Annotated in this window: 16 protein-coding genes; 11 read left to right on the top strand and 5 right to left on the bottom strand. The window is 38.8% G+C overall.

All coding sequences use genetic code 11. The annotated features are described in order from the left end of the window. Positions 1-21 precede the first annotated feature (21 nt). The 5 genes from allD (H3T55_RS01860) (at position 22) to arcC (ending at position 7703) form a co-directional block, all read left to right on the top strand. Positions 22-1089 (top strand): ureidoglycolate dehydrogenase, encoded by a 1068-nt coding sequence (gene allD, locus H3T55_RS01860; RefSeq protein WP_225532941.1) that lies wholly within the window; start codon positions 22-24, stop codon positions 1087-1089. Positions 1090-1891: 802 nt separating this feature from the next. Then, positions 1892-2941 carry an ureidoglycolate dehydrogenase gene (gene allD, locus H3T55_RS01855; RefSeq protein WP_225532942.1) on the top strand — a complete coding sequence of 350 codons (1050 nt, stop codon included), beginning with the start codon at positions 1892-1894 and terminating at the stop codon, positions 2939-2941. A 462-nt stretch (positions 2942-3403) separates the two neighbouring features. Further along, the gene (fdrA, locus tag H3T55_RS01850; RefSeq protein ID WP_225532943.1) at positions 3404-5161 is read left to right on the top strand and encodes an acyl-CoA synthetase FdrA; all 1758 of its coding nucleotides are present in this window, start codon (positions 3404-3406) and stop codon (positions 5159-5161) included. Positions 5162-5229: 68 nt separating this feature from the next. Continuing rightward, positions 5230-6498, top strand: a complete 1269-nt coding sequence (locus tag H3T55_RS01845) for a DUF1116 domain-containing protein (RefSeq protein WP_225532944.1) — start codon at positions 5230-5232, stop codon at positions 6496-6498. Between the two features lie 266 nt (positions 6499-6764). Then, a complete protein-coding gene (gene arcC / locus H3T55_RS01840) occupies positions 6765-7703 on the top strand; it encodes a carbamate kinase (protein WP_225532945.1) in 939 nt (312 codons plus the stop codon). Positions 7704-7747: 44 nt separating this feature from the next. Here arcC and H3T55_RS01835 read toward each other — a convergent pair whose 3' ends face one another. After that, on the bottom strand, positions 7748-9385 hold the full coding sequence (locus tag H3T55_RS01835) for a PucR family transcriptional regulator (RefSeq protein WP_225532946.1): 1638 nt from the start codon (positions 9383-9385) through the stop codon (positions 7748-7750). 178 nt (positions 9386-9563) lie between these two features. Between H3T55_RS01835 and H3T55_RS01830 the strand changes: the two genes are divergently transcribed. From H3T55_RS01830 to H3T55_RS01805, 6 genes are all read left to right on the top strand, one after another. Continuing rightward, the gene (locus H3T55_RS01830) at positions 9564-10772 is read left to right on the top strand and encodes a pyridoxal-phosphate-dependent aminotransferase family protein (protein ID WP_225532947.1); all 1209 of its coding nucleotides are present in this window, start codon (positions 9564-9566) and stop codon (positions 10770-10772) included. Positions 10773-10978: 206 nt separating this feature from the next. Further along, complete coding sequence (locus tag H3T55_RS01825) at positions 10979-12259, top strand: MFS transporter (protein WP_225532948.1); 1281 nt, start codon at positions 10979-10981, stop codon at positions 12257-12259. 148 nt (positions 12260-12407) lie between these two features. Continuing rightward, the gene (allW, locus tag H3T55_RS01820; RefSeq protein WP_225532949.1) at positions 12408-13865 is read left to right on the top strand and encodes an allantoin permease; all 1458 of its coding nucleotides are present in this window, start codon (positions 12408-12410) and stop codon (positions 13863-13865) included. Positions 13866-13966: 101 nt separating this feature from the next. Beyond that, complete coding sequence (gene allB, locus H3T55_RS01815) at positions 13967-15334, top strand: allantoinase AllB (RefSeq protein WP_225532950.1); 1368 nt, start codon at positions 13967-13969, stop codon at positions 15332-15334. 155 nt (positions 15335-15489) lie between these two features. Further along, a complete protein-coding gene (locus tag H3T55_RS01810; RefSeq protein ID WP_225532951.1) occupies positions 15490-16722 on the top strand; it encodes an MFS transporter in 1233 nt (410 codons plus the stop codon). 106 nt (positions 16723-16828) lie between these two features. Continuing rightward, entirely contained in the window at positions 16829-18160 is a 1332-nt protein-coding gene (locus H3T55_RS01805; RefSeq protein WP_225532952.1) for a hypothetical protein, read from the top strand. A 246-nt stretch (positions 18161-18406) separates the two neighbouring features. Here the strand turns inward: H3T55_RS01805 and H3T55_RS01800 are convergent, their stop codons facing one another. The 4 genes from H3T55_RS01800 to H3T55_RS01785 all read right to left on the bottom strand — a co-directional run bounded on the left by H3T55_RS01800 (position 18407) and on the right by H3T55_RS01785 (position 23250). Next, on the bottom strand, positions 18407-19153 hold the full coding sequence (locus H3T55_RS01800; RefSeq protein WP_225532953.1) for an SDR family NAD(P)-dependent oxidoreductase: 747 nt from the start codon (positions 19151-19153) through the stop codon (positions 18407-18409). Between the two features lie 201 nt (positions 19154-19354). Beyond that, complete coding sequence (locus tag H3T55_RS01795; RefSeq protein WP_225532954.1) at positions 19355-21280, bottom strand: fructose-specific PTS transporter subunit EIIC; 1926 nt, start codon at positions 21278-21280, stop codon at positions 19355-19357. A gap of 306 nt (positions 21281-21586) precedes the next feature. Then, positions 21587-22501 (bottom strand): 1-phosphofructokinase, encoded by a 915-nt coding sequence (gene pfkB, locus H3T55_RS01790; RefSeq protein ID WP_225532955.1) that lies wholly within the window; start codon positions 22499-22501, stop codon positions 21587-21589. Continuing rightward, positions 22501-23250, bottom strand: coding sequence for a DeoR/GlpR family DNA-binding transcription regulator (locus H3T55_RS01785; RefSeq protein WP_225532956.1), 750 nt, complete (start codon positions 23248-23250; stop codon positions 22501-22503). Before H3T55_RS01785 ends, pfkB begins: the two co-directional genes overlap by 1 nt. Positions 23251-23254: the final 4 nt, after the last annotated feature.

The following is a 23254-nucleotide window of genomic DNA, read 5'->3' as shown; positions in this document are numbered from 1 at the left end:
TAGTGAAGAGGAAGTTTAAGAATGAATGAAACTGTTGTAGTGAAACCAGAAGAATTGCATGCATTGATTGAAAATAAATTAGAAAAAGCAGGTCTGAAATCAGAGCATGCAGAGGAAGTGGCGACACACTTGGTATTTGCAGATGCTTGCGGTATCCATTCACATGGCGCCGTTAGAGTGGAGTATTACGCAGAACAAATCGACAAAGGCGGCGTAACCCTTGATCCAAAAATTGAATTTGAAGAAACTGGACCAAGCTCAGGGATCGTCCACGGAAAAAATGGAGCTGGACAATACGTAGCAGATGTCGGCCTCGGCTATGCGATCGATATGGCGAAAAAATCTGGCGTAGCTGTTGTCGGTATTTCTAAAATCAGTCATAGTGGTGCACTTTCTTATTACGTGAAAAAAGCTGCACAACACGATTTAGTTGCGATCGCAATGTGTCAGTCTGATCCAATGGTCGTGCCGTTTGGCGGGAAAGAAAATTATTTTGGCACGAATCCGATTGCATTTGCTGCTCCTAGAAAAGGTCATGAGCCGGTCGTTTTTGATATGGCGACAACAGTTCAGGCATGGGGAAAAGTATTAGATGCTCGTTCTAAAAATAAAGATATTCCCGATACTTGGGCAGTCGACAAAGATGGGAAACCTACAACAAATCCGCATAAAGTAAATGGTCTATTACCGATCGCAGGACCAAAAGGATATGGACTGATGATGATGGTGGATATCTTATCCGGTATGCTTTTAGGCTTACCATTTGGGAAACATGTGTCATCGATGTATGATGACATCACTAAAGGCCGCGATGTTGGTCAAATGTATATTTTGGTCGATCCAAGATGTTTCACAGATCTAGATATGTTTAAGAATTCTGTGAATGAGATGGTGGAAGAGCTTCATGAGATTCCAGCCGCTGATGGTTTTGATCAAGTCTATTATCCAGGTGAAATCAATCAAATCAATTATGAAAAATCAATGGCGGATGGTATTGAGATTGTCAAAGATATTTATGATTATCTGAAAAGTGATACGCTGCATTATGATCGGTATGAAAATACGAACGCTTTTGGCGAAAAGAAATAATTAGACTGAACTAATGTAAAAAAGTAAAAGGACTTCCACAAGAAAGTGTTGAATATTAATGTTATCCAGCTACACAGGCTAGCTCTTCGGAAAAAAGATAAAAATAGAATGAGACAAAAAGCGTCTCAATCGATTTTTCCTATTTTTCTGTCAGAGCTTGTCGAGCCTGTTCCGCTTTTAAATGTTATCCAGCTGCACCAATCAATTCTTAGGAAAATAGATAAATTGCCAGTGAGACAGAAAGCGTCTCAAAGTCAATTTCCTAATTTTCTACAGAATTAAGCGATTTGTTCCGCTATTAATGTTATCTAGCTGTACAAATCAATTCTTAGGAAAATAGATAAATTGCCAGTGAAACGAAAAGCGTCTCAATGTCAATTTCCTAATTTTCTACAGAATTAAGCGATTTGTTCCGCTATTAATGTTATCTAGCTGCACAAATCAATTCTTAGGAAAATAGATAAATTGCCAGTGAGACAGAAAACGTCTCGATGTCAATTTCCTAATTTTCTACAGAATTAGGCGATTTGTTTCGCTATTAATGTTATCTAGCTGCACAAATCAATTCTTAGGAAAATAGATAAATTGCCAGTGAGACAGAAAACGTCTCGATGTCAATTTCCTAATTTTCTACAGAATTAGGCGATTTGTTTCGCTTTTACTGTTATCCAGCTGTACAAGCCAACCTTTCGGAAAAAAGATAAAAATAAATTGTGGTAAAAAACACCACATTTTATTTTTCCTATTTTTCAGTCAAGGTTGAACGTCTTGTTCCGCTTTTATTAAAAGGAGGGATTCACTTATGAGAGTTACGAAAGCAGAGTTACATCAATTGATCCAAGACAAAATTGCAAAAGCAGGGTTATCAAATGAGCATGCAGCGATCGTCAGCGATGTGTTGACTTTTGCCGATGCTAGAGGGATTCATTCGCACGGGGCAATGCGTGTAGAATATTATTCCGAAAGAATTGAAAAAGGCGGGATAACAAACGATCCAGCTTTCTCCTTTGAGCAGACTGCACCAAGTTGTGGAATGTTTGAAGGTGATAATGGCTCAGGTTTTGTGGCAGCGAAATTCGCTATGGATCATGCGATTGAAATGGCAAAAGAAAATGGCGTAGCAGTTGTTGGTGTGCGTAATATTTCTCATAGTGGAGCCCTCGCTTATTATGTGGAACGAGCGGCAGAACAAGATATGGTTGCTTTATCTGTTTGTCAATCTGATCCGATGGTGGTACCATTTGGCGGAAGTGAGCCTTATTTTGGTACAAATCCGATTGCCTTTGCAGCGCCAAGTAGTGATGAACGCATCATCACGTTTGATATGGCAACGACTGTTCAGGCATGGGGCAAGATTTTGCATGCTCGTTCGAAAAAAGAAGCCATTCCAGATTCGTGGGCAGTCGATGAAAAAGGTAATCCAACAACGGATTCTACAGCAGTTAATGCTTTATTACCGATCGCAGGACCAAAAGGATATGGTTTGATGATGATGGTCGATGTCCTGTCTGGGATTTTATTAGGTGTACCATTCGGTAAACATGTTTCTTCAATGTATCATGATTTGTCTAAAGGACGTGAATTAGGACAGCTTCATATTGTGATCAATCCAGAATTTTTCATTGGAATAGATACATTCAAGGAAAATATTTCTGCAATGCTGGATGAAATCAAACAAATCAGTCCTAGTCCTGGATTTACAGAAGTAAATTATCCTGGTGAACGAGGACGGGCACGAGAAAAAAATTATGAAGAAAATGGAATTGAGATCGTCGATGATATTTACCAATATTTGATCAGCGATGATATTCATTATGATCGCTATGATCATAAAAATAAATTTGCTGAATAGCTTTTCAATTTTGCTGAAAATCACAGCGAAGATATTTGAGCTGATGATGAACAGTACAAGACTTTCGTAAGAAAGAGTTGAACATTTTCGATAAGAGTTGAATAAGCCTACTACACTCTTAAATGTATTCAGTTTCATAGGCTAACTCTTCAGAAAAAAGATAAAATCTGTATGTGACAGAAAGCGTCACAGACATATTTTTCTATTTTTCAATCAGAGTTGAACGAGCCTAATACACTTTTAAACTTATCCAGTTTCGTGAGCTAAGCTCTCGGAAAAAAGATAAAAATGGAGTGTGACAAAGAACGTCACAATCAATTTTTCCTATTTTGCTGGGAATCACAGCGAAGATATTTGAGCTGATGATGAACAGTACAAGACTTTCGTAAGAAAGAGTTGAACATTTTTTCGATAAGAGCTTATACGAGCTCACTACACTTTTAAACAAATGGAGGAATTTCAATGCTGCATACTATAATCAAAGCGAACAGCTATCAGGATTCCATCGTATTGATGTTATTGACGAACAAATTAAATACGATTGATGGTGTTCATAATGTCTCTGTTATGATGGGGACTCCAGCGAATAAAGATATTTTTAAAACTGGTGGTCTATATACAGATGAATTAGAAAAAGCGTCATCAAATGATATGGTGATTGTTTTAGATATCGAAGATGATTCGTTGATCGATCAGGTATTATCAGAGATCGATGTATTTTTAGAAGAGCAAACAAAAGGCGGCGGAGATGGCGCTGGAGAAGAAGTTGCCAAAACTTGGGACAAAGCTTTTGAGTTAGGAAAAGAAGCTGGCGTAGCAGTATTCTCTATTCCTGGAACACATGCAGCACTTGAAATCGAACGAGCGTTAGATGAAGGGAAACATGTCTTTTGCTTTAGTGACAATGTAGCGATCGAAGATGAGAAGCGCTTGAAAGAAAAAGCGCATGAAGCTGGACTTTTACTAATGGGGCCAGATTGCGGTACGGGTATCATTAACGGTATTCCTGTAGCTTTCACAAATGCTGTACGTAAAGGAAAAATCGGTGTCGTTGGTGCTTCAGGTACAGGTATTCAAGAAGTAACAACGATTATCCATAAATTAGGCGGTGGTGTGACGAATGCGATCGGTACAGGAGGTCGCGATTTAAAAGAGGAAATTGGCGGTATCACGCTTAAAGACAGTATCATGACGTTGGAGAAAGATCCTAATACAGAAGTGATCGTAGTGATTTCTAAACCACCAGCAGCCCAAGTTCGTGATGAAGTACTGAACCTTTTAAGAAGTATTTCTAAGCCTGCAGTGACGATTTTCCTAGGAGAGAAACCAGGTGCACATGAAGAAAATCTCTATCGTGCATACACACTTGAAGAAGCTGCTCAAATCGCCGTTCAACTGTTGAATAAAGAAGCTGTTACACCAAGAGAAGAAAGCTTGAATGTACCAGCACATACGCTGAAACCTGAACAAAAATATGTGAAAGGTTTATACTCTGGCGGTACACTGGCTTATGAAGCAGCAATGCTCATTAAAGAAGGTTTACACTTATCAGAGGGAGAACATGCACCAGAAGGTTTCATTTTGAAAAATCAAGGGCACGAAATCATCGATCTAGGTGATGATATTTATACTCAAGGGAAACCGCATCCAATGATCGATCCAACAAAACGTAAAGAAATGCTGGAAGAAGTAGGAAAAGATCCTGAAACAGCTATTATTTTATTAGATGTTGTACTAGGTTATGGTTCCCATGCAAATATGGCACAAGAACTTGCTCCTACGATCAAAGAATTAAAAGTACAAGCAAAAAATCAGGGAAGAGAATTGTTTGTCATCGGTACAGTTGTCGGCACTGACGAAGATCCTCAAGATATTCATGAACAAGAAACGATCATGAAAGAAGCTGGAGTGATACTTTGTGATAGTAATGCCCAAGCGGTTCGCATGGCGCTAGCAATTTTAGAGCACCCGCTGACAGTAGAAGTGAAAGAAGTTTTACCGCAGTCAGCAGTGACACCTGTTTCGATAGCACCATCTGAAGCAATGTTGGCGTTATTGACAAATCAAGGATTTATCAATATTGGCTTACGTAGTTTTTCTGAAGCAATCACAAATCATGGCGGTAAAGTCGTTCAATATGATTGGCAACCAATTGCAGGTGGAAATATCACACTACAAAAAGCATTACAATTTCTAAAAAAAGTAGAATTAGGCAAATAAGATTATCAAGCTATTCAAGCTATTAAAAGAAATACAGCTTGTTCAGCTTTAATGGAGGCTAACAAAAAATGTCATATAAAACAATCGATGAAGCAAATCAGGCAGTTGCAGCTAAAATCGTTGCCGGTTCTCCTTTTTTATTAGATGTAGTTCCGGCAAAATCAGTGATCAAAGAATTAAATCAAGGAAAAGTCTTGCTACATGCTGGACCGCCAATTACTTATGATAAGATGGTCGATCCTATTCAAGGCGCTTGCGTTGGCGCTGCCCTATTTGAAGAATGGTGTGATACTGAAGAAGAAGCTAGAGAAATGCTGGAATCAGGGGAAGTGAAATTGATTCCTTGTCATCATGTAAATGCTGTAGGCCCAATGGGCGGTATCACATCTGCGAATATGGCGGTATTAGTCGTTGAAAACAAAACAGACGGTAATCGCGCATTCTGTACAATGAATGAAGGAATCGGTGCTGTATTACGTTTTGGTGCCTATTCAGATGAAGTGATCACTCGTTTAAGATGGATGAGAGACACGTTGGCACCTGTCTTGAGTGCAGCCTTGAAAACAAAAGAAGATGGTTTGAATATCAACGTTTTAATAGCAAAAGCAATCGCTATGGGAGATGAATTTCATCAACGAAATATTGCAGCTTCATTGGCTTTCTTAAAAGAAATGGCGCCGATCATTGTTGGTTTAACAGATATCGATCAAGTGAAACGCGAAGAAGTTGTTCAGTTTTTAGCTGATACAGATCAGTTCTTCTTAAATGTGATGATGGCTTCGGCAAAAGCGGTGATGGATGGGGCTAGACAAATCCAAGAAGGAACGATCGTGACAGCTATGTGCCGAAATGGACATGAATTTGGGATTCGAATTGCTGGAATGGGAGATGAATGGTTTACAGGTCCAGTGAACACACCACAAGGATTATATTTCTCTGGTTTCAGTGAAACAGATGCGGCACCAGATATGGGCGATAGTGCGATAACGGAAACCTTCGGCGTTGGGGGCATGGCAATGATTGCAGCACCGGCAGTAACTCGTTTTGTCGGTTCAGGTGGCTTTTATGATGCATTGAATACAAGTGATGAAATGACAGAGATTTGTATCGACACGAATCCGAATTTCCCTGTTCCAACTTGGGATTTCAAAGGCATCTGTTTAGGAATCGATGCTAGAAAAGTTGTCGAAACAGGAATACTTCCTGTGATCAATACAGGAATTGCTAACAAAAAAGCTGGCTTAGGTCAAATTGGTGCAGGAACAGTCACACCGCCAATTGATTGTTTTGAAAAAGCTGTCTTAGCTTATGCGAAGAAGTTAGGTTTTACAGAATAATCCATTTAGAAGAGACTGGGACATAACTCTACAAGTTACAATCCAGTCCCTTTAAAAACGAATGAACGGTGGGAACAGAAGCTACTCCTTTTATTTCTAGGATCTGAACACTTCTGTCCCGACCTCTTCTAATGAAAAAGATAGATCAACTTAGACCACTTACTATTGTTGTTGAAAAGGAGGCAGCTTTAGCAAGCGTTATTTGTTATGCCTAAATGTTCAATCTCGTTTAGTAAAATGACAATCAAGAAAATGGAGGAAGAAAAATGGCAAATCGTGTCGTGATCGCATTGGGAGGAAACGCGATCTTAAAACCAAATCAAGAAGCAACATTAGATGTACAATTGGAAAACGTAAAGCTTAGTGCAGAATTGATTGCTAAAATAGAAGAATTAGATTATCAAATTGTGTTGACCCATGGAAATGGTCCGCAAGTAGGAAATATTTTAAGACAAAATGAAGAAGCCAAAGATGTCGTTCCCCCATTCCCGCTAGATGTTTGTAATGCTGAATCTCAAGGGTTTATCGGATATATGTTGGAGCAAAGCTTGAAAAATTCTTTGGAAATAAAAGGTTTGACAAGTAATGTCGTTACTCTTTTGACACAAACAGAAGTTTCAGCAGAAGATGAGGCCTTTGAGCAGCCAAATAAACCAATTGGTATTTTCTATTCTGAAATAGAAGCCAAAAAGATGGAAAAAGAAAAGGGTTGGGTCATGATGGAAGATGCTGGTCGAGGCTATCGTCGTGTTGTACCATCACCGCAGCCAAAAGCGATTCATGGCGTAGACGCTATCGTTAAGTTATTAAATCAAAATACGATCGTGATTGCCGGAGGAGGCGGAGGGATTCCTGTGGTCCGCTGCCAAAATGGTTTACTGAAAGGAATCGAAGCTGTGATCGATAAAGATCGTACGGGTAAAAAATTAGCCGAGCAAATCGACGCAGATACATTCATGATGTTGACCGATGTAAGCAATGTTTATATCAATTACGGTAAAGAGAACCAAGAGAAGCTTGAAACGATTTCTGTCAGTCAAGCTCAGCAGTATATGGATGAAGGACATTTTGCTGATGGCAGTATGGGTCCGAAAATGGAAGCTGCGATTGCATTTGCTAAACAGGGAAAAACAGCGATCATTTGTTCATTAGAAGAGGTAGACCTAGCTTTATCAGGACAAGCAGGAACAAGAATCACAGGCTAAAAAAAGAAGTTGACCGAATCTTTCTGATAGGTCAACTTCTTTTTTTAATGTTGATTTGAACGTTCGGATAATTCTAATGCCAGGCGTAAGTTTAGACTGTTGATGGGGTCTTGAATATTTTTGCCTAATAATTTAGCACAGTGATCGATCCTATATTTGATCGTATTTCGGTGTAGGTACATTTCCTTGGCTGTTTTAGAAATCTCACATTGAAAACTCAAGTAACATTTGAGTGTTTTTCTGAGCTCGATAAAGGAATCTTCAGTTGGATAAGCGAGCTCTTTCAAGGTCGTTTCGCAGAAATAATGAATGTCCTCGGCACTCATTTTTTCAAAAAGACTCTTCATTCCTTTAGGGTGATAGCGATGGATCAAAGGTGTCTCCGTCATCGCTAAAGTTTCTTCATAAGCGGTTTTTGCTTCAATAAATGAGCTGGCGATTTGTTCGGCCGTTTCATATAGATTTCCTAAAGAAAAAGTAAGTGTGATCGGTAATTTATCAGAGAGTTCAAGCGAAATCTCCTGTAAGATCTGCTCCAAGTCATTGACTTTACTTTGGATCAGAATAGCAAGATGATTCGTGTTTTTTACTTTGAAAATACTTGTGTATTTTACTCTGTGCGGTAAACTTTCTTGAAGCCATTGAAAAGCAACATCACTTTCTTCCTGCTGGTACTTGATTTTTGTTGCGGTTGTGGTCGTTTGACTACAGACGGCATACACGATTTGGTATTGCGTGCTTTTCTTCAGTCCATAATTAGCACCTAAATCAAGCCAGTCACGTTGTACTTGGTGAGGTGTTTGCTGATGTTCGATCAGCTGACCTAAAAAATCACTCTTCAAAAGCTCAAGTGATTCTTGGACTTTTTGATTTTTGTACAGCATGAAAGACAGCACCAAGCAAGCCTGCTCTACTGCAAATTCAGACATTGGGTAAGGAACTTGTTCTGGGTTTAAAATCAATAAATAATGCGGAAAATAGGTGTTCACTGTTACCGAAAAGCCTGCAATTTGAAGAGGGAGTTGATTTAAGTCATCGATAATAAATGAAGCATGACTATCTTCGTTCCAAGATTTGTATTTTTCAACTAATTGTTCAACGTAATATTCAGCAGGTTTAGATGTTTGGGTAAAGTGCTTAGAGTGTGCAATTACTTTACGATAAGGGCTCAGTAAAATCACCGGTGTGTTGATCATCTTTCCAAAGTCAGCAATGAATCGTGCGATACTGACATCATGGATCAGTAAGTCTGAAAAACGTTTTTGGATGTCTAACGCATAACTCAGTTGTTCTGTTTTTGTATCCCATAAATAATTCAAAAGTTGGTGCAACAGGGCGCCTAAAGGCTGTGTGCTAGGAACCTGAACGATTGGGAATTTGATTTTATTTGCATAAGCAACGACCTCAGGATCGATCGTTTCGATAAAACGCCCCACTTTGATTCCGATTCCTGCAGCTTCTTGTTCTTTCAAAGAATCGATCAAGGAAATGAGTGCTTGCTGATTGTCTTTATACACCATCGCAGTGGTTAGTAGAAAAATTCGTTTAGGGATAAAGTTAGCCACGTCAGGCGTTTCCGATATTTCAATACTTTCTACGATAGTATTTATATGTGATGGATGTGTCAATAGTTTTAAATCAGAAAAACGTGGTATTTTCAATAAATCTTCTAAAGTAGTCAATCAATTGCCTCCTAGAATATACAATAATGAGAATATCTCTATTGTAAATGATAGCGTATCCAGATTCAAGAATGGTTTGTGCATATTAACCGAATATTTTATGTTTTTGTTTAATAATGACAATGACTTTTGCGCATATAAGAGTACGATGGAAATAAAACGGAAAAGAGGAATAGTTATGTTTTCAGAAATATCAGTACCAAGTAGAACGATTATGACACCAGGGCCGGTAGAGGCACATCCCGTTGCTTTAAGGGCTATGTCAGCGTCTATTTTAGGTCAATTTGACCCATCTTTTCTTCAAATCATGGATGAAGTCAAGGAAATGATAAAACTTCCTTTTGGGACCAAAAATGAGCAGGCGTTTGCGATCGACGGTACTTCTCGATCTGGTTTAGAAGCGGCATTGATCGCATTGATCGAACCAGGAGATAAAGTATTGATTCCTGTCTACGGTCGATTTGCTTATCTTTTAGGAGAGATATGTGAACGTGCTCAAGCAGAAATCCATTATCTTGAAAAAGAATGGGATGCACCTTTTGAGCAGGATGAGGTCATTCAAGCAATAGTAGAATTTCAACCGAAAATAGTAGCAATGGTCCATGGTGAAACAGCTAACGGACAGATGCAGTCATTGGATAAAATCGGTCGATATTGTCGGGAAAATGATCTCTTTTTTGTCGTGGATATGGTTGCAACTTATGGTGGTGTACCTTTAGAAGTAGACGAATGGGCAGTCGATATCGCTATTGCAGGTACACAAAAATGTGTGAGCGTACCTTCTGGTTTAGCATTGATCACCTATAATAAACGTGTAGAAAAAGTATTGGATGCCCGTTATCAAAAAGAGCTAGGGCTAAGTAAAGATATTCGCAATGAAAATCATATCAGCAGCAATTATCTTGATCTAAGCCAACTGCAACGTTATTGGAGTGAGGAACGGATCAATCATCATACGGAGGCGACCAGTATGGTTTATGGACTGCATGAAGGTTTGAGAATGCTGATTCAAGAAGGCATGGAAAATGTTTATGCTCGTCATGCATTGAATGATCAGGCAATCATTGCAGGCATCAAAGCGATGGGACTTGGATTTTATGGTCAATTGAGCACAAAGATGCCGACCGTCACACCGATCATGATTCCTGAAGGGATCGATGGCGAGAAAGTACGCGCATTGATGTTGGATGAGTTTGCTGTTGAGATTGCTTCTTCTTTTGGTGCCTTACAAGGAAAAGTATGGCGTATTGGAAATATGGGCTACAGCAGCCGTAAAAGTAATGTTCTTCATGTATTGTCGGCTTTAGAAGGTGCATTGAATTATTATGGCGCCGCTATTGCGAAAGGTGAAGCGGTAAAAGCTGCTTTGGCGATTTATAAAAAATAGCTTCACATAGTTTGTGTGAAAGAACAATTTATTGTTCGTTTTGCACAAACTTTTTGCTAAGTTTGTGAAAAGTAATGATGAACGAAAGATTGCTACCGCTTACAATTAAAGCGAATAAAGAAGTGATTTCTCTATATATTCCATAGCAAAATGCACAAACTTTGTCTAAAATCATATATAGAAAAATAACAGTTGGAGGAAAAGACATGGATGCAACGAATGAAAAAGTAAAGAGTTCAGGAATGGATTACTGGAAAAAGATTGTCATACTATTATGTGCCGGCTGGGTAACGATTTGGGTATACCGTTCGGCGTTATCACCTGCTTATCCGCAAATCAATGAGTCCCTTGGAGGGAATGTTTCTGATACTGCTTTAGGATTTATTTCTACTTGTTATTTCTTTGGTTATGTAGCGATGCAGATTCCAGCAGGATTTTTAGTAGATAAAATCGGAAAGAAAAAAGTCTTGATCCCTGGGTTTATCGTGTTTGGTATTGCAGCATTTTTGATTTCTCAAGCGACAAGCATCTCGATGATTTATTTTGGTAGTGTCTTAGCTGGTTTAGGTTGCGGATCATTTTATGGCTCAGCTTACTCATTGACTTCTCAAAATATTCCCCAAGATAAAAGAAGTTTTTCAACAGCGATCGTTAATAGCGGTTCTGCAGTAGGTTCGGGTTTAGGATTGATTTTATCAAGTTTCTTGGTTGTTCAATTACAATTTCCTTGGCAAACAATGATGTATATTTCTGTTGCGTTGATCGTAGTGATGTTGATCGCATTTATCGCAATTATTCGTAATAATAAAGAAGATGCTGAATTTTTAGCTCAATCCGTTGCAGAAGAAGCGAAAGTAAAAACGGAGACTGCAGAAGTGGTTGAAAAAGAACAAGTATCAATGAAAAAATTATTTTCACCAAAAATGCTATTTGCCTATATTTTATATTTCGCCACTTGTTATGCGTATTATATGACGGTTACTTGGTTGCCGAACTTTTTAGGTACAGAACGTGGCTTTGAAGGTGCAGCGATCGGATTTTCTGCTTCACTTGTAGCGTTTGCTTCCATTCCAGGGGCGTTGTTCTTCAGCCGTTTGGCAGATAAGTTTATGCATAAAAAAGTACAGTTTATTGTCGTTTTAGAATTTTTAGCAGCTGTGATGTTATTGTTGACAGTTCAAGCAACAAATTCAACATTGTTATTAGTCGGTTTGATTTTATATGGATTTTTAGGAAAGCTTGCAGTGGAGCCGATCATCATATCTTGGTTGGGTGAAAATGCCCCTAAAGTCGGCATCGGAACCACTCTTGGCGTATTCAACTTTTTCGGTATGATGTCTTCAGTCATTGCACCAACCTTGACGGGCTCTATCTCAGACGCAACGGGTTCAAAAGAAATGGGTTTTTATATTTCAGTTATCTTATTGGTAGCGGGAACAGCTTTATTCTTATTAGCGAATCTTAAGAAAAAAAGTCTGAATAATTAAGTAAATAATGAGATGTGTTTAACTTCTGGAACTGAATAGTGCAAGGAATTTAGACACATCTTTTTATTATTGCTGACTATGCATCGTTCGATCGATTTTCTATTTTTATCCTACATTTTTTGAAAGCGCTTAAAAAGGAGGCGAAGAAATGACAAACCAAGATTATCAAATCACTGAATCCGAATTACAGGAATTTCGAAAGCGAGGATACAATGATGACCTATTGCCTAAGCCGTTATCTAAACGAATGATGGGCAAGCTGAATTACTTTACGCTATGGATGGGTTCTGTCCACAATATTCCAAACTATACAGCAGTCGGCGGCTTTTTATTTTTAGGCTTATCACCAATCAACATTATGCTGGCGTTAGTTTTAAGTGCACTGACGGTTGCGTTGTTTATGACATTCAATGGTCGTGCAGGTTCAAAATATGGGATTCCTTTTGCTATGCATTTACGTTCGACTTATGGCGATCTTGGCGCAAAATTACCAGGATTTCTTAGAGGCTGTGTCGCAGCGATTGCTTGGTTTGGTTTGCAAAATTATACTGGTTCATTAGCGTTACTGATTTTGATTGGAAAAATTTGGCCGGGCTTTTTAACACTAGGCGGAGGAACAACGATTTTAGGTATTTCAGTTCCAGGCTTGATCGCATTCACACTTTTTTGGGCGGTAAATATGTTGATCGGACTAGGTGGAGGAAAAATACTAAACAAGTTCACTGCGATTTTAAGTCCGTTGATCTATATTGTATTTGGCGGGATGGCGATTTGGGCAATTCGAGTCGCTGGAGGAATTGGTCCGATTTTATCTTATAATGTGGCTGGAGCAGCGCATAATATTTCGCCGATTTTTGTTTACTTCATGATCATGAATTCCGTTTTAGCAGTTTGGGCGGCACCGGGAGCTAGTGTTTCTGATTTTACACAAAATGCGAAATCGACCAAAGATCAAACGATCGGCCAAACTGCCAGCCTACTTGTAGGGTATGGAATTTTCGCTTTTTCCAGTGTAGCGATTTTGATCGGCGGTTCGATCCATTACGGGATTCAGGAATGGAATATCTTGAATATCGTTGATCGCTGGGAGAACTCATTTGCGATCATTGTGGCGATGCTGGTTTTCTTATTAACGACTGTTTCGACAAATGCCACGGGAAATATCATCCCGGCTGCGTACCAATTATGTGCATTATTTCCGAAAAAAATCGATTATAAAAAAGGTGTATTACTGGCAAGCATCATTAGTTTTCTGATCATGCCATGGAAGCTCATGGAAAATTCAGCAAGTATATTCATTTTCTTGAATACGATCGGTGCAGTTTTAGGACCTGTTGCCGGTACGATGATTGCACATTATTATTTTGTTGAAAAACAAACGATCGATTTGGATCAGCTTTATATGGATCAGTCGAAAGATAATAGCCATAATCGCTATAAGGGGCTAGATAAATCAGCATATGTCGCAACGATCGTAGCATTGGTTATTTGCTTGAGCGGTCATTTTATTCCAGCTTTTAAAGTGATTTCTGATATTTCTTGGTTAGCGGGTTTTGCTTCAGCGTTTTGTCTGTACCTTTTATTAAGAAAATTTTTGAAAAAATAAGTACGGTAAAGGTTAGAACAACTAGCTAAATGGATTGGATCGATTAGATGAAATTCTAACTGTTGAGCGTCATTTAGCTTTTAAAAATAGGAGGAACGAACATGAGCTATGATTTAGTGATTAAAAATGGGTTAGTGATTTTAGAGTCTGGTGAAGTCAAAACAGATGTTGCAGTGAAGGATGGTTTGATTGCCGCCATTGGTAATGATCTCGGTGAAGCTGAAAAAGTTATTGATGCATCTGGCTTGGTCGTAAGTCCAGGTATGGTGGATGCACATGTCCATATCACAGATCCAGGCGGTGGATATCGTGATCAATGGGAAGGATATATCACAGGAACAGCTGCTTGTGCAAAGGGCGGAGTGACTTCTTTTATGGAAATGCCGTTAAATCAAGTACCGGCTACGGTCGATGGAAGGTCCTTAGAGATAAAATATGAGGCAGGTAAAGAAAAATTAAAATCAGATGTCGGATCATTCGGCGGATTAGTACCATTTAATTTGACGGGTGGCATTCAAGAATTAAATGATGGCGGCGTTGCAGCATATAAATGTTTTATGGCTACATGCGGCGATCGGAGTATCGATGGTGATTTTATGAATGTCGATGACTATTCTTTGTATGAAGGAATGAAGCAAATTGCTAAGACAGGAAAAGTGTTAGCAATTCATGCTGAAAATGCTGCGATTACTGATAGATTAGGCGAAATTGCTTATAAAAATGGGGAAACGACGTTAAAAGCGTACGTAGCAACTCGACCTGTATTTACAGAAGTTGAGCCGATCCGCCGAGCAATTTTGTTTGCGAAAGAAACGGGCTGCCGCATCCATATCTGCCATATTGCTTGTCCAGAAGGCGTGGAGGAAGTGACCAAAGCGAGACGAGAAGGTGTTGATGTGACGTGTGAAACATGTACGCATTATCTGTATTTTGATCTTGATGAGCTGGATGCGATTGGCCCTGTGGTCAAATGTTCTCCACCGATTCGTGACAAAGAAAATCAAAAGGGCATGTGGGACAAGGTATTGGCTGGAGAAATTGATTTTGTAACATCCGACCATTCACCTTGTACGCCTGATTTAAAGGATAAAGAGAATGCTTTTGAAGCGTGGGGCGGTATTTCAGGTGTCCAAAACAATGTGGATGTCCTTTATGATGAAGGGGTTCAAAAAAGAGGAATGTCATTGAAACAATTTGCTGATATCATCGCTGCAAATCCAGCAGATCGCTATGATCTAACGCAAAAAGGACGGATCAGTGTTGGAAAAGATGCTGATTTCGTATTGATCAAACCGAATGCTCCGTACACGTTAAAGGCAGAAGACTTAGAGTATCGTAATAAAATCAGTCCATATATTGGTCGTGAGATCGGTGCACAAGTAATGCAGACAGTCTTGAGAGGACATGTTATTTATACTAAAGAAGAAGGCGTTTCATCAGGATTTGTTGGAGCTTTTATCAAAAAATAGAACTTTCAGTTTTTAAATGAATAATCAGTATAGGGTCAGACATCGTCATGCTAGTTGTTAATGTCTGACCTCTCTTATGTTTATTCTTGTGCAATATTTCTCAAGTGGCAGAGATCGTTTTAGGCATGCTCGTTTAATAAAGGAGGCTGTGAATAATGAACGGAAAGAGCGAACGGAACGAAAGAGTACCTTACTGGAAGAAAATTATTTACATATTAACGATAGGCTGGATCGTTATTTGGATCTATCGAACGGTTTTGACGCCGATTTATCCGATCATCAGTGACTATTTTGGCGGAGCAAGTGATGCACAGTTAGGGCACATTTCCAGCTTTTATTTTTTAGGCTATGTTTGTATGCAGATTCCTTCAGGGATATTAGTGGATCGAATTGGCAAAAAACAAATTTTGATTCCTGGCTTTTTATTGTTTGGACTGGGTGCATTGATCGTAGGAACGGCTCAAACGATCGGTATTGTCTTTTTAGGAAGTGTTTTGGCGGGGCTTGGTTGTGGCACTTATTATGGCGTCGCATATTCTCTCACAGCAGAATATGTACCAGTGTCTAAGCGCAGCTTGGCAACAGCAGTTGTCAACAGTGGTACAGCGATCGGCAGCGGCTTAGGGTTGGTTTCTTCGAGTTATTTGGTTGGTACGGGAAAATTACCATGGCAGGCACTGATTTTTACAACGATCCTTTTGATTCTATTGGCAGTGCTCATGTTCAGTCGTTACATTCGAATGGAAAAACCTAAGAAATATACTGCAGTAAAAGACGAGCTTAAAATCAAAGAGCATCATTCAGTCAGACAACTATTCAAACCAAGAATGATCTCTGCGTATATTTTGTATTTTGCGACCTTGTACACTTACTATTTGATCGATACATGGCTGCCTAATTTTTTAGAGACTGAAAAAGGGTTTGCTGGAACATCTGTTGGTTTGGCCTCCTCACTCGTATTTTTTACAGCAATTCCTGGGGCATTGGTCTTTAGTAGAGTTGCGGATGAAATGCCTAAGAAAAAAATCCAGCTGATCATTCTTTTGGAATTGTTAGCTGCATTTGTATTATTTCTAACTGTGACGACAACAAATCAAACGGTTTTGGTGATTGGAATCATGGCGTATGGTTTTTTTGGTAAATTAGCAGTCGAGCCGATCATTATTTCATGGCTGGGAGAAGGGGCGCCTAAGGGAAGTATTGCTACTATGTATGGAGTGTTTAATTTTTTTGGAATGTCCGCTTCCGTGATCGTTCCATCGTTAACAGGAAAAATTTCTGATCTCACTGGAACAAAGCTATATGCTTTTTATCTTGCCATTCTCATTATTTGTATTGGAACCTTCCTATTTTATCTAATCAATCGGTTTGTAAAAAGCAAACCATAGTGAGAAAATGCGATGGAATCAAAACTAGTTTTGTGTTTTTAGGAGTATATTAGATGAACTCTGACCTCATTTTCGTTATACTTGTTATAAGGAATGAGGTGGGCAAATGAAAAAGACAGAGAAAATCTATATGGTTCTTCAGCGTAAAACTCGTTCGTTGGAAGAAATGAAGCAGGATATTATTGATTGGTTGAGCTTTTTACGGATCATGACAACGATTGAAAATTATTGTTTTGACAATGAAGAAGTCCAAGCATTTAATTTAGCAATGATTACAAAGCGAATCCAAGGATGTACAGAAAAAGAGGATCTGTGGATCAAAATAAAAGGACAGGGTGGAGAATCCCAACTGCATATCTCTGAGCTTACCCTTCATGATCGAACAATTTTAGATAAGGATCTATTTTTTGCTTATCAGACGATGATCGAAGATTATCTTGATACTCGGATGGTCAAAAATGGTATTTACGGTTATATTCGATCTTTAGATGAATATTTGTATAATAATGTGGAAATGATCGAAAAGCGAACATTTGAAATGCCAGAGGAAATTGAGAAATTACCGAAGCGTTATAATCGGAATAAAGAGGTCATCGTTGATTGTAACCAACTAGCGGGCTACGATATTTTCTTTAAAGGATTGTGTTTAACTTCTTGCTGGAAGATGTACTATTCGGATCTTTTTTTTCAGATCATCCCTAAACCGATTTTTTTAGAGGTCCAGCAGGTACAATCGATCACCGAGCTAGCGAATAATGTTCTTAAGATAACCTTATTCAATGATCCTTTTAACTGGGAGCTTTCGGTCAATCAAAAATATCAACGCTTATATCGAGATCAGATGGGGTATGATCAACTCGCGTGGAATAATGGGACTGGGGTTTTACGTCCGCCATACATTGAATATGCATTTGTTGAAGATGTTACACAAACCGTTCAGTATCAAAACCATTATTATCAGCCTGTTGAAAAAAAAGATGCCACATATTTTGTAACTAGAAGCTACGATGGTGTCCACCATAAATATGTTGAAAATCGTACAAAAGGAATTTTAAATGCGCAAGCTTATTTTCCTTGGATCGATGAAAAAAGCCGCAAGATGATGAATTATCGAGTGCTGAATCCTCAGATGGCGCTAGATGGTGGCCTTTCGGCGTATGAATTTTATATCCGACAGTTTTTAGAAATCAATGTTTTGGATCAGAAGTATGATGAATTTGTTTCTGTCTTACGTTTCTATTTACCGCAGGAAGCAATCAAAGAAGTTCCGTTAGAAGCATTGTGGGATAAACTGATCGATGTGAATATCAGTAATTTGAAACAAAAAGAGCGATCGACACGTTTTGATTTACAGAAGGCTAAAAATCATTTAAGAGTCGTCTTTTTAGATTACAGCTATCTAGAATCTGTCAACCAAACGATCGATATTAGTGAGTAAATAGAAAAGAGAGGTTGAGACAGAAGTGTTTAATCCCGAAAAATAAGAAAGAATTCACGAAAATTGTTTTCCAAATTTTTGTGAATTCTTTCTTATTTCCGAAGGGATTGCTTCTGCTCTCACCGTTTATCCGAATTACAGGTGTCTGGGATTTGACTCGCAGAGTTTTGTCCCAAACACTTTGATTCGTATAAACGATGAGAAAAAAAGCGGCTACTGTCCCATCCGTTTTATTTTTAATGACGATCACTGAATGATTTGATCGCTATCAATGACGATTTCAGCTCCGGTGATGAAACTTGCTTCATCGCTAGCTAAATAAATGACCCATTTGGCTACATTTTCAGGGCTACCAAAATCAGGAAACTGAACATATTTTTTATAATAAGGTCTAGCAATAGGAAATGTTGTTTCTAATAGTGGTGTGTTGACTACACTTGGACAAATTGAATTCACACGTATATTGTAGGGCGCATATTCATATGCTGCATCAAGTGTATATGAACGAAGGACCTCTTTGATTGCTGTGTAAGGATGGTGTTCATCTAAACCAACTAAGCCTTCGATCGTTGAAATATTTATAATTGAGCCGCAATTATTCGGCACCATCAAAGGAAAAATTCGCTTTGAGCCGTAAATAAAAGGATTGATGACTGTATTTTGTAAAGTATTAAAATCATCATTCGTTAAACTCAGAAGCATCTTAGGTGAAATAATACTGGCACAGTTAACGAAGCAATCGATCTTACCATACGTTTTTATGATAAATGAAAGACTATTTTCCCAACTTTGTTGAGAATTGCTAGTATGTTCAAGAGCAATCGCTGTCCCGCCATTTTCTTTGATTTTAGAAATAATCGGAGTTAATTTCTCTAGATTTGTACTGGTACAGATAACGCAAGCTCCTTCTTTAGCAGTGGACAATGCGATGGCATTACCGATAGTGCCTGCAGCTTCTGTAATCAATATGGTTTTACCTACTAATTTATTCATAAAAAACCGCTATAATGAAGAACATTATAGTTATCCTTTCCGGTTATTTTAAACACATAATATTGGCATAAATTTATTAACTAGTATGGCTTAAGTGTAATATAATTTTTTTAGTTACGCCAATGATATAAACTGGAGAATTTTATAATAAAAAAAACGAATCAAAACGTTTTGTTTTGATTCGTTTTTTTGTTTTAAGGATTAGTCTTGGGCAACGGGCTTTTTGACAATGCCTAGAATAACGGCAGATACAACTGCACCGATTGCAATAAATACAAGATATAAAATAGGATGACTCAACAATAATGCGACAAAGATCCCGCCATGAGGAGCTAATAACCGAATCCCGAATCCGCCAACTAAACCACCAGCTAAAGCCGAGCCAACGACAAAGCTTGGAATGACTCTTAATGGATCAGCTGCGGCAAATGGAATCGCTCCTTCTGTGACAAAAGATAGCCCCATCACCAAATTCGTCAAACCAGCATCTTTTTGATCTTGAGTAAATTTGTTTTTAAAGAGCAGTGTTGCGATAAAGATCGCAAGAGGAGGAACCATCCCGCCGGCCATAACAGAAGCCATGATAATACTACCACCTTCTGTGACAGTTGCTGCGATCGATGCTGTACCAAATACATAAGCGGCTTTGTTGATTGGTCCGCCAAGGTCGATGGCCATCATTCCACCCAGTAAAACTCCAAGAAGAGCAGCATTTGTACCATCAAGGCCTAATAAGAAACTATTTAGCCCATCATTGATGATCTTCATCGGAATGTTGATCAGCAACATCAAACCGCCAGTGATCAGTAAACCAAAGACTGGATAAAATAAAATTGTTTTGATCCCGTCTAGTGATTTAGGTAATCCTTTGAAGAGTTTTTTCAAGAAAATGATCACATAACCTGCTAAGAACCCACCGATCAATGCGCCTAAAAATCCAGCACCGCCAGTATTAGCTAAGGCACCAGCTGTGAAACCAACGATCAATCCAGGTCTGTCAGCAATACTAGAAGCGATAAAACCAGCTAAAACAGGTAGCATAAAGCCAAATGCGGCACCACCGATTTGATTGAACCAAGACGCAATTTCATTATAAGAACCTAAACTACTAAGTTGATCTTGAGGGACACCGATAAATTGATCGATCATAAAGGAAAGGGCAATTGCGATTCCGCCGCCGATAACAAATGGCAGCATATGCGAAACGCCGTTCATCAAGTCTTTATAAATTCGCGAGCCAACGGAACCATCGGCAGAGCTGTCTTCATCAGTAGCATCTGATTCTGTGCCGTGAAAAATGGGAGCATTTCCACTGGTTGCAAGGTTGATCAATTCCTCTGTTTTACGAATACCATCACTAACAGGACGATTGACTAATTCTTTTCCGTCGAAGCGATTCATTTCCACTTTTTTATCTGCGGCAATAATGACACCATCTGCACGAGCGATATCTTCAGCAGTCAAACGATTTTTGATTCCTTCTGAACCATTCGTTTCAACTTTGATCTCAACACCCATTTGTTTTGCTTTTTTCTTCAATGCATCCTCAGCCATATAAGTATGAGCAATGCCTGTTGGACAAGCCGTAACGGCAACCACAAATTTGCGAGTTGGATCTGCTGTTGCTTGATTCGATTCTGCAAGCTGTTCTTGTTTTTCTTCTGCCTCTTTTGCTTCTTCCGCAGATTGGAACAAGTTTTGTACGTCTTCTGGCGTTTTAGTTTCCTTTAATTTTGCAACAAAATCCGGATCGACCAGTAGACGAGATAAAGCTGCCAATGCTTGTAAGTGAGTATCATTTGCGCCTTCAGGGGCCGCGATCATGAAAAATAAGTAAGTCGGTTGACCATCGAGTGCTTCATAGTCAACACCTTTGCTGCTTCTTGCAAATAGAACAGTCGCTTCTTTAACTGCTTTGTTTTTCGCATGAGGCATTGCGATTCCATCACCTAAACCAGTAGAAGTTTGAGCCTCACGAGCTAAAATACCTTCTTTATACGTAGCGATATCAGAAATTCTGCCACCATCATACATCTTTTGAACCATTTCATCGATAGCGCCTTTTTTATCAGTCGCCTGTAGATCCATGATCATCACATCTTTGACAAGTAACTCTTTGATGTTCATAAAAATTCCTCCTTAATTTAAAAGCGGAACAAATCGGTTAATCCTGTAGAAAATTAGGAAATTGACTTTGAGGCGTTTTTTGCCTCACTGACAATTTATCTATTTTCTTAAGGATTGATTTGTGCAGCTAGATAACAATAGATGCGGAACAGTTCGTTTAACCTTGACTGGAAAATAGGGAAAATGAACTGTGGTGCTTTTTGCCACAATTTCTTTTTATCTTTTTCCCAAAAGGCTGACCTGTGCTGCACGTTTTCTTAAATACATGTATCTTTTTAGCAAATTCCTTTAATTGAATTTCAATAGTCAGCGGATTTTTTTCACTACAACTTCCGAAATCAATTCATTGATCAAATCAGCTGTTGCTAGATCATCTGAAAATGCTGTAGCACTTCCACAAGCGATCCCCCATTTAAAAGCTTCAACAGGGTCGTTGTTTTTAACAAAAGTACCAACGAATCCGGCGATCATAGAGTCTCCTGCACCAACAGAATTTTTCAAAGGACGTTTTAAGACATTTGACTGATAGATTCCATCTGAAGTAAAGAGTAAAGCTCCATCTCCAGCCATTGAAATAATGGCATGTTTGGCTCCATCCTGTAATAAGCGTTCACCGAATGGCAAAATATCTTCAATCGACTGAAATTCAACATCGAAAAGCTCTGCTAATTCATGATTATTCGGCTTAACAAGCAACGGAGCTTGTGGCAAAGCATTAAGTAAATCAGCTCCAGTAGTGTCAATGATAAAGTCTGCCTCTTTTTCTTTGATGATTTGAACTAATTCTTCATAGAAACCTTGACGCAAAGAGGCTGGAGTACTGCCGGACAAAACAACGATGTCACCTGACTGAACATTTCCTAAAATTTGTTTCAATTCAAGCATTTCTTCGTTGCTGATCGTTGGTCCAAGTCCGTTGATCTCAGTTTCCTTTTCGGATTTTAGCTTGATGTTGATGCGAGTATCTTCTTCGACTGTTGTAAAATTAGTTTGAATGTTTTCTTTTTTTAGCCAGTCAGAGATGAAATTTCCTGTAAAGCCGCCAATGAAACCAAGAGCTGTAGATTCAGCTTGGATTCTTTTTAAAATACGTGAAACGTTGATTCCTTTTCCTCCAGGAAGCTTAAAGTCCGCTGTCATACGATTCAAATCACCCAATTTAAGATCATCGACATGAACGATATAATCAATTGAAGGATTTAGAGTTACTGTGTAGATCATTATTTTGCCTCCTTAATGGTTGTCTTTTTCTGAAATTGTTCCAAAATATCAGGTGAGCACTGGTTCGTCAGTAAACTCACTGCTTCAAGATCAGCAACCTTTGTGAAAGTTATTTTATTCAGCTTTGTTTGATCGATCAACACATATGCTTCTTCAGCATGAGTGATGGCCAACTGTTTTAGTGCAGCTTCTTCAGGATCGGGAGTAGTCAAACCAAATTCTGGATGTGCCCCGTTCATGCCCATAAAAACTTTATTGAAGCGAAAACGACTGAGCTGTTCTAAAGCAGTCGAACCTACGATTGCTTTCGTTGATAATTTTAATGAGCCACCTAAGATGATAGTGTTGACGTTTAAATCTCCTAGTTTGGCGGCGTGATGCACGGAGTTCGTAACAACAGTAATATTTTTTCCTGATAAAAAAGGCAGCATTTCTAAGGTCGTAGAACCAGCATCTAAATAAATGACGTCTCCATCTTGAACAAATGAACCAGCTAGTTTAGCGATTATCTGTTTTTCTTGCGTGTTTTTGACTGTTTTTTCCGTCATGTCTTGTTCGAAACCTAAATTTAAGATCCGCTTGGCGCCACCGTGAACGCGCTCCAATAATTCAGCTTCTTCCAATTCTTTTAGATCCCGTCTAATCGTTGATTCTGATGCATCTAATAAAAGTGCTAAATCTTGTGATTTTACAATCGATTGTTGGTCAAGTAACCGTAAAATTGCTTGATGTCTCTCTTCTGTAAGCATTTTC

Source organism: Enterococcus sp. S22(2020) (assembly GCF_020295385.1).
GTDB classification, from domain to species: domain Bacteria; phylum Bacillota; class Bacilli; order Lactobacillales; family Enterococcaceae; genus Enterococcus_L; species Enterococcus_L dunnyi.
The sequence above is the reverse complement of the archived record's forward strand: the minus strand, read 5'-3'. Positions and strand labels throughout refer to the sequence as shown.

Excerpts from the sequence above, each read along its gene's own strand:
- H3T55_RS01795 (WP_225532954.1), bottom strand. The coding sequence starts at position 21,280 with ATGAACATCAAAGAGTTACTTGTCAAAGATGTGATGATCATGGATCTA.
- allD (WP_225532942.1), top strand. The coding sequence starts at position 1,892 with ATGAGAGTTACGAAAGCAGAGTTACATCAATTGATCCAAGACAAAATT.
- pfkB (WP_225532955.1), bottom strand. The coding sequence starts at position 22,501 with ATGATCTACACAGTAACTCTAAATCCTTCAATTGATTATATCGTTCAT.
- H3T55_RS01800 (WP_225532953.1), bottom strand. The coding sequence starts at position 19,153 with ATGAATAAATTAGTAGGTAAAACCATATTGATTACAGAAGCTGCAGGC.
- H3T55_RS01810 (WP_225532951.1), top strand. The coding sequence starts at position 15,490 with ATGAACGGAAAGAGCGAACGGAACGAAAGAGTACCTTACTGGAAGAAA.
- arcC (WP_225532945.1), top strand. The coding sequence starts at position 6,765 with ATGGCAAATCGTGTCGTGATCGCATTGGGAGGAAACGCGATCTTAAAA.
- H3T55_RS01845 (WP_225532944.1), top strand. The coding sequence starts at position 5,230 with ATGTCATATAAAACAATCGATGAAGCAAATCAGGCAGTTGCAGCTAAA.
- allB (WP_225532950.1), top strand. The coding sequence starts at position 13,967 with ATGAGCTATGATTTAGTGATTAAAAATGGGTTAGTGATTTTAGAGTCT.
- H3T55_RS01825 (WP_225532948.1), top strand. The coding sequence starts at position 10,979 with ATGGATGCAACGAATGAAAAAGTAAAGAGTTCAGGAATGGATTACTGG.
- allW (WP_225532949.1), top strand. The coding sequence starts at position 12,408 with ATGACAAACCAAGATTATCAAATCACTGAATCCGAATTACAGGAATTT.
- H3T55_RS01830 (WP_225532947.1), top strand. The coding sequence starts at position 9,564 with ATGTTTTCAGAAATATCAGTACCAAGTAGAACGATTATGACACCAGGG.
- H3T55_RS01805 (WP_225532952.1), top strand. The coding sequence starts at position 16,829 with ATGAAAAAGACAGAGAAAATCTATATGGTTCTTCAGCGTAAAACTCGT.
- allD (WP_225532941.1), top strand. The coding sequence starts at position 22 with ATGAATGAAACTGTTGTAGTGAAACCAGAAGAATTGCATGCATTGATT.
- H3T55_RS01785 (WP_225532956.1), bottom strand. The coding sequence starts at position 23,250 with ATGCTTACAGAAGAGAGACATCAAGCAATTTTACGGTTACTTGACCAA.
- fdrA (WP_225532943.1), top strand. The coding sequence starts at position 3,404 with ATGCTGCATACTATAATCAAAGCGAACAGCTATCAGGATTCCATCGTA.